Annotated in this window: 9 protein-coding genes; 2 read left to right on the forward strand and 7 right to left on the reverse strand. The window is 70.6% G+C overall.

The annotated features are described in order from the left end of the window. From cbiE to GPJ59_RS31755, 5 genes are all read right to left on the reverse strand, one after another. A partial coding sequence (cbiE, locus tag GPJ59_RS31735; RefSeq protein ID WP_258025225.1) for a precorrin-6y C5,15-methyltransferase (decarboxylating) subunit CbiE occupies positions 1-701 on the reverse strand: 701 nt, incomplete at its 3' end. Positions 702-796: 95 nt separating this feature from the next. Then, complete coding sequence (locus GPJ59_RS31740) at positions 797-1465, reverse strand: GNAT family N-acetyltransferase (protein WP_219671374.1); 669 nt, start codon at positions 1463-1465, stop codon at positions 797-799. A gap of 175 nt (positions 1466-1640) precedes the next feature. Next, positions 1641-2504: a MetQ/NlpA family ABC transporter substrate-binding protein gene (locus GPJ59_RS31745; RefSeq protein ID WP_219671375.1), complete on the reverse strand. Its 864-nt coding sequence runs from the start codon at positions 2502-2504 to the stop codon at positions 1641-1643. 165 nt (positions 2505-2669) lie between these two features. Continuing rightward, positions 2670-3338: a methionine ABC transporter permease gene (locus GPJ59_RS31750; protein ID WP_219671376.1), complete on the reverse strand. Its 669-nt coding sequence runs from the start codon at positions 3336-3338 to the stop codon at positions 2670-2672. After that, positions 3335-4387, reverse strand: a complete 1053-nt coding sequence (locus GPJ59_RS31755; RefSeq protein WP_219671377.1) for a methionine ABC transporter ATP-binding protein — start codon at positions 4385-4387, stop codon at positions 3335-3337. Before GPJ59_RS31755 ends, GPJ59_RS31750 begins: the two co-directional genes overlap by 4 nt. A 564-nt stretch (positions 4388-4951) precedes the next feature. Here GPJ59_RS31755 and GPJ59_RS31760 point away from each other — a divergent pair. Together GPJ59_RS31760 and GPJ59_RS31765 are read left to right on the forward strand one after the other, a co-directional pair. Next, positions 4952-5320 (forward strand): hypothetical protein, encoded by a 369-nt coding sequence (locus tag GPJ59_RS31760; RefSeq protein WP_219671378.1) that lies wholly within the window; start codon positions 4952-4954, stop codon positions 5318-5320. Positions 5321-5399: 79 nt separating this feature from the next. Continuing rightward, entirely contained in the window at positions 5400-5774 is a 375-nt protein-coding gene (locus tag GPJ59_RS31765; RefSeq protein WP_219671380.1) for a hypothetical protein, read from the forward strand. Positions 5775-5873: 99 nt separating this feature from the next. Here the strand turns inward: GPJ59_RS31765 and GPJ59_RS31770 are convergent, their stop codons facing one another. Both GPJ59_RS31770 and GPJ59_RS38010 read right to left on the reverse strand, forming a co-directional pair. After that, complete coding sequence (locus GPJ59_RS31770) at positions 5874-6371, reverse strand: GNAT family N-acetyltransferase (RefSeq protein WP_219671379.1); 498 nt, start codon at positions 6369-6371, stop codon at positions 5874-5876. Positions 6372-6408: 37 nt separating this feature from the next. Continuing rightward, on the reverse strand, positions 6409-6668 hold a 260-nt coding region (locus GPJ59_RS38010), incomplete at its 5' end, for an RNA polymerase sigma factor (RefSeq protein ID WP_374200969.1).

Below are 6668 nucleotides of genomic sequence, written 5' to 3' on the forward strand. Positions count from 1 at the left end.
CGGCGGGGTGGTGGGCTCGGAGAGGTGTATAAGCGACAGGGGGCGGCGGGGGCGCCGAGCAGCCAGCCGGGCTCGGCCGTGCCGGCCGCGGCCGCGCCGGCGCCGCCGATGACGATGACGACGTTGGGGTCGCGCCAGCTGTGGTCGGCGGCCTTGTCGGAGGTGAGGACGGTCACCTGCTCCCGGTCGGTGCCCAGCTCCTCGCAGATGACGAAGGTGCGGTGCACGCCGTCGAGGAGCAGGGCGAGTTCGGCGGGTCCGGCGCCGGGCGAGGTGAGGACGGCGACCTTGGGGTGGGCGCGGCAGACGTTGACCGCGCGGCGCAGGGTGCGCCGCTGGGCGACGACGACCTGGGCGTCGTCCCAGGGCATGCCGGCCCGGGCGAAGGCGGCGGCGACGGAGGAGACGGCGGGCACGACCTCGACCTCCAGGCCGTGTTCGGGTGCGCGCAGGGTGCGTACGACGCCGAAGAAGCCGGGGTCGCCGTCGGCGAGGACGACGGCGGTGCCGCGGTGGCCGGCGATGCGGCGGGCGGCGAGTCCGAGGCTGCCCAGCCGGATGCGTTCGGCGGTGGGCGGGACCTCGGGGAGGGCGAGGTGGTGGGCGGCCCCGGCCACGAGGGTGGCGGCGGAGAGCGCGGACCGGGCGGCCGCGGTGAGGGGCGATCCGTCCCAGCCGATCACGGTGACCCGGTCGGTCATCGTCGTCAGTCTCCTGATCCTGGTGTGGGGGGGAAAGGCGCCGGGCCGTCCCGTGCCCGTTTCGCGCGGGCTCGGTGGACTGCCCGGCCGTGGGGTCAGTTCCAGTCGGCGGAGACGGCGTAGCCGCCGGCTCCGGCCATCCGGCCGCGGCCGAAGCCGGCCGGTCCGTCGAGGTCGTCGAGGTCGTCGAGGTCCTCGGGGACGAGGCTCCAGACGATGAGGTCGGTGCGGACCTCGGTCCAGGTGCCGTCGGCATTCTGGTTGCGCACTATCCACGCGTTGCGCAGGACGCCTTCGCTGATGCACCCGATCTTCTGGGCGACCTGCTGGCTGGCGGTGTTGTCGGCCGCGGTGCGCAGTTCGAGGCGCTCGAAGCGCTGGTCGTGGAAGAGCCACTCGGCGACGGCGAGCACGGATTCGCTGGCGTAGCCCTCGCCGCGGGCCCAGGGGGCGGTGACGTAGCCGACCTCGGTGCTGCGGGTGCGCCAGTTGGTGTTCTGCAGGTGGACGACGCCGACGAGGCGCTGGGTGAGGAACTCGGTGACGGCGAAGACGATGCCGCGGCCCTCGGTGCGCTCGGCGTGGGCGTGGCGGGTGGTCCAGGCGTGGGCGTCGGCGTGGGTGTAGGGGTGCGGGACTCCGGTCCAGGCGGTGACGAGCTCGTCGTTCATCATCTCGGTGAGCGCTGCGGCGTCCCCTTCCTCGAAGGGGCGCAGCACCAGCCGGTCCGTGCTGATGGAGACGTCCGGGAAGGTGGTTGTCATTGCGCAGCTCCATGCCTGAAGGACCGTGGTGCGGGACCGTGTGTCCGGTGCTCGCACGTGCGGGTGCGTGTGCGGGCCGTAGAGCCACAGCATGCAGCATCGGCCCGGGGATGTGCATGGCTGGGCCCCGCGCCCCCGTCGTCGGACGGGGTGCGGGGCCGGGTACGCCGCGGGGTCAGGAGGCGGGGGTACCGAAGGCCGGGACGACCGAGCCCTGGTACTTCTCCTCGATGAACTTCTTGACCTCGTCGGAGTTCAGCAGCTTGGCGAGCTTCTGGATCCGCGGGTCGTTCTGGTTGCCTTCCTTGACCGCGAGGAAGTTGGCGTACGGGTTGCCCTCGGACTTCTCCAGGACGAGGGCGTCCTTGGCGGGGGTGAGCTTGGCCTCCAGGGCGTAGTTGCCGTTGATGACGGCGGCGTCCACGTCGTTCAGGGCGCGCGGGACCGTGGCGGCCTCCAGCTCCTTGAACTCCAGGCCCTTCTTGTCGGCGATGTCGGAGAGCTTGGCGCCGGTACCGACGCCCTCCTTGAGGGTGATGAGGTTGTTGGCGGCGAGCAGCTGGAGCGCGCGGCCCTCGTTGGTGGTGTCGTTGGGGACGGCGACGGTCTGGCCGGGCTTGATGTCCTGGAGGCTCTTGACCTTCTTGGAGTAGAGGCCGAGCGGCTCCAGGTGGACGTTGGCCACCGGGACGACGGTGGTCTTGTTCTTCTTGTTGAAGTCGTCCAGGTAGGGCTTGTGCTGGAAGTAGTTCGCGTCGACGCTGCCCTGCTGGGTGGCGGTGTTGGGCAGGACGTAGTCGGTGAACTCCTTGACGTCCAGCTTCAGGCCTTCCTTGGCCGCCAGCTTGTCCTTGACGAAGTTCAGGATGTCGGCGTGCGGGGTCGGGGAGGCCGCGACGACGAGCGGCTTGCTCTCGTCGGCCTTGCCGCCGTCGGCCTTGGTGGAGGCCGGGTCGGAGGAGCTGCCGCAGGCGGTGACGCCCAGGGCGATCGCGGTGGTGAGGGCGGCGAGGCCGGTGAGCTTGGTGTTCTTACGCACGAAGAGTGCCTTTCATGGTGGTGCAAGGACGTATGGCCTTGCGGGTGGTGCGCCCGAGCACGACAAGTGCGGGCTTCTGGTGAGGGGAGAGGTCTGTGAAGGGGAGGCCTGTGGGGGGCCTGTGAGGGGGGAGGCCTGGGGGGCCTGTGATGGGGTGAGGCCTGTTCAGGCGGTCCGGCCGCGGCGGGCCAGCAGGCGTACCACGCCGTCGCCGACGAGCTGGACCACCGTGACGAGGGCGATCAGGACGACGACCGTGGCGATCATGAAGCCCGTCTCGAAGCGCTGGAAGCCGTAGGTGATGGCCTTGGAGCCGAGGCCCTCGCCGCCGACCGCGCCGGCCATCGCCGAGTAGCCGACCAGGGTGATGACCGTGGTGGTGATGCCGGCGACGATCGAGGGCAGCGCCTGCGGGAGGAGCACCTTCCACACCAGGGTGGGGATGCCGCCGCCCATGGACTCCACGGCCTCGACCAGGCCGTGGTCCACCTCGCGTACGGCGGTCTCGACGAGCCGGGCGAAGAAGGGGACGGCGCCGATGGCGAGCGGGACGATCATGGCGGTGGGGCCGATGAAGGTGCCGACGATCGCGGTGGTGACCGGGATCAGGAAGATCAGCAGGATGATGAACGGCAGCGAGCGGCCCGTGTTCACGACCACGCCGATGACCTTGTTGAGGGGACGGTTCTGCAGCAGGCCGCCCTTGTCCGTGAGGACGAGCAGGATGCCGAGCGGGAGCCCGCCGAGCACGGTGACCAGGGTGGACCACAGCACCATGTAGAGGGTGTCGTAGGTGCCCTGGGTCAGCAGGGGCTGCATGTCGGACCAGGTCACTGGGCACCGTCCTTGATGAGTTCGGCGGCGGCGACGACCTCGGCGGCGTCGTCCACGGCGTCCACCTGGAGGCCCTGCTCGCGCAGGAAGCCGACGGGGACGACGTTGTCCTCGTAGCGGCCGGGCAGCTCGATGCGCATCCGGCCGATCTGCTTGCCGCCGACGGTGTCCATCGCGGCGCCGAGGATCGAGATGTCGATGTTGTACGTGCGCGAGAGCTGCGAGATGACCGGCTGGGTGGCCGCCTCACCGCGGAAGGTCACGTCGACCACGGTGCGGTCGGGGCCGGTGGCGGCGCCGCTGACCGGGAACAGCTCGCCCGCCAGCTCCGAGCCGGGGGTGGCCAGCAGCTCCGAGACGGTGCCGGACTCGATGATCCGGCCCCGCTTCATCAGGGCGGCGGAGTCGCAGACGGTCTTGACGACGTCCATCTCGTGCGTGATGAGCAGGACGGTCAGTCCCAGCTCGCGGTTGAGGTCGCGCAGCAGTTGGAGGATGGAGCGGGTGGTCTCCGGGTCCAGGGCGCTGGTCGCCTCGTCGGACAGGAGCACCTTGGGGTTGCCGGCCAGGGCGCGGGCGATGCCGACGCGCTGCTTCTGGCCGCCGGAGAGCTGGGTGGGGTAGGCCTTGGCCTTGTCGGCGAGCCCGACGAGGTCGAGCAGCTCCAGGGCCTTGGTCTGCCGCTCGCGGCCGGAGACGCCGAGGATCTCCAGGGGCAGCTCGACGTTGGCCTGGACGGTGCGCGAGGACAGCAGGTTGAAGTGCTGGAAGACCATGCCGATGCGGCTGCGCGCCTGGCGCAGCTCCTTGCCGGCGCGGCGGCCGCGGCCGGCGAGGGCGGTGAGGTCCACGCCGTCGACGGTCACGGTGCCGGTGGTGGGGCGCTCCAGCAGGTTGACGCAGCGGATGAGGGAGGACTTGCCGGCGCCGCTCTGGCCGACGACGCCGAACACCTCGCCCTGGCGGACGTGGAGGTCGACGCCGTCCAGGGCGGTGACCTCGCGGCCACGGGACTGGTAGACCTTCGTGAGGCCCGATGTGGTGATCACAGGATTTCCGTCGCTGTCGAGTGCGCGGCACGGGCGTGCCGGGCACGGGCAGATCATCTGGGGACGCGAACGGGCTGCTACCGGGACGAATCGTCAGCGGCAGCGCGTGCGCGGGGCAGGAGCGTTCCGTGTACGGGCACGGGGGCTCGGCCGGTCTCGCTTCGGGGCGCGAGGCGTGCGTAGGGACCCTCAGAAGGCGCACATTCGACACATACAACGAGCACCGGGCGTCATCATCGCCTCGGTCGCAAGGGTGCGGCTGCTCGTCGTGGTCATGGGCATCAGTAAACCAGACGGATCGGTTCGCCGATCAAAGTTGTCCGGATAGCGGACACATTGCGGCCGCATACCGGACATCATCGGCACTCGGGACCACTCGTCCCGATTCCCGGAACCGCCCCCCTGACCTGCGTGGACACGTCCGGCGGCGAGGGTGGCGGTGGGCTCCGCCGCGGTGCCGGCTGTGGTCAAGACCACGGCCCGCGCACCGGACGCCCGACAGCCGCCGGGAGGCGGGCGAGGGGTCGGCGCACCGGGACTTTCGGCCCGTAATACCCTCGCTGCATGCTCGATGCCCTGACGACCGCCATCGGCGTGGCCGCACTCGCCCTTGCCGCCTGGTGCGGCTTCGCCGCGTTCCGCGACCAGCCGACGAAGGACTGGCACTTCATCGGCATGGCCGTGGTGACCGTGCTGGTGCTGGTGCAGTTGGTGATCGGGCTCTTCAGGCTCGCCGGGGGCGACCGGCCCGAACACGGCACGGTGATCTTCGTGGCCTACCTGGTGGGCGCCTTCGCCACGATCCCGGCGGCGGGTCTGCTGTCGCTGACCGAGCGCACGAAGTGGGGCTCGGTGACGGTGGCGGCCGGCGCCGTGGTCCTCGCCGTGCTGGAAGTACGGCTCTTCGACATCTGGGGTGGCATCGGTGCCTGAGACGAACACGCACGGGACGACGCCGTCCGGTCCGGCCCCGACGACCGCCGCGGCCGACGCTCCCGCTCCGCGCGCCCGCCTGGTCTCCGGGCCGGGCCTGCTGCTGGTCTGGCTGTACGGGGTGATGGTGGTGGGCGCCCTGTCGCGCTCGCTGTACCAGATCTCCACCGAGTTCGACCGCGCGCCGCTGGCGTACTCCCTGTCCGCCGCGGCCGCCGTGGTCTACGCGTTCATCACGTACGCCCTGGTGCGCGGCGGGGAGGCGGCCCGCAAGGTGGCCCGGGTGTGCTGCGCCGTCGAGCTGGCCGGCGTCCTCGCGGTGGGTACCTGGACGCTGGTCCGGCCGGAGTCCTTCCCGGACGCGACGGTGTGGTCGGACTTCGGCATGGGCTACCTGTTCATCCCGGTGGTCCTGCCCGTCACCGGCATGCTCTGGCTGCGCCACAGGCGCTGACGGTCCGTACGCGTGCGGCGCCGGACACGGGGTCCCGCGTCCGGCGCCGCACGCACACAGAGGTATGGCGGTGTGGCGGTATAGCGGTATGGCGGTGCGTCAGGCGCTGACCGCGTAGTCGGTGGCTTCCTTCTCCAGGATCACCAGCTCGACGCCGTCCGCGGCCGTGCGCCCGCCGACGGCGACGTAGCCCGCCTTGCGGTACATCCGCAGGTTCGACTCGCTCTTGCTGCCGGTGTGCAGCCGGAAGCGGGCGGCCTTGGCGCGGCCCGCGAGGGCCTCCTCGACGCCGCGCAGCAGGCGGTTGCCCAGGCCGTGGCCCTGGAGGCGGGGGTGGACGCACAGCTTGGCGATGCTGCCGGTGCCGTCCTCGTCGGTGCTGCCGACGACCGCGCCGACCACCTCGTCGCCGAGCCGGGCCACCAGCACGATGTCCTTCGCCAACTCCTCCCGGAGGGAGTCGAGGGACTGCGTGAGCGGCTGGATGCGGTAGTTGCCGTAGAGGGCGGCCTCGCTCTGGAAGGCCAGGTACTGCAGTTTGAAGATCTGCTCCGCGTCCTCGGCGGCCGCCGACGAAATGGTCACGCTCATGCCCATGTGTGCATGCCTCCCGCTCACCTGGTAGCCCGTTGCTCTACCGCTCCCTTCCCCGCAGGCCAGGAGCTGCAACCTCTGAAGCCAGCATTCTGCGCAGACATCCCAGGCAACGGGAACGTATGGGCCCTAAACTTCCTTGTGAGATACCCAACTCTCCTGCGATTTCACGGTAAGTCAGGTCTTCCGGCGAAAGAAGTGCCCCCATCAGCTCTGGACACCGTCCGGGTAGTCGGGCTACCGCCGATCGGAGGGTGCGCGTCTCCTCACGGCCGATCAGCTCCTCCTCGGGTACGGCGG

It is taken from the genome of Streptomyces bambusae (assembly GCF_019400985.1).
GTDB lineage: Bacteria > Actinomycetota > Actinomycetes > Streptomycetales > Streptomycetaceae > Streptomyces > Streptomyces bambusae_A.

Bases quoted from the DNA above. Each gene is read 5' to 3' on its own strand.
- GPJ59_RS31740 (WP_219671374.1), bottom strand. From the start codon at position 1,465: ATGACAACCACCTTCCCGGACGTCTCCATCAGCACGGACCGGCTGGTG.
- GPJ59_RS31760 (WP_219671378.1), top strand. From the start codon at position 4,952: ATGCTCGATGCCCTGACGACCGCCATCGGCGTGGCCGCACTCGCCCTT.
- GPJ59_RS31770 (WP_219671379.1), bottom strand. From the start codon at position 6,371: ATGGGCATGAGCGTGACCATTTCGTCGGCGGCCGCCGAGGACGCGGAG.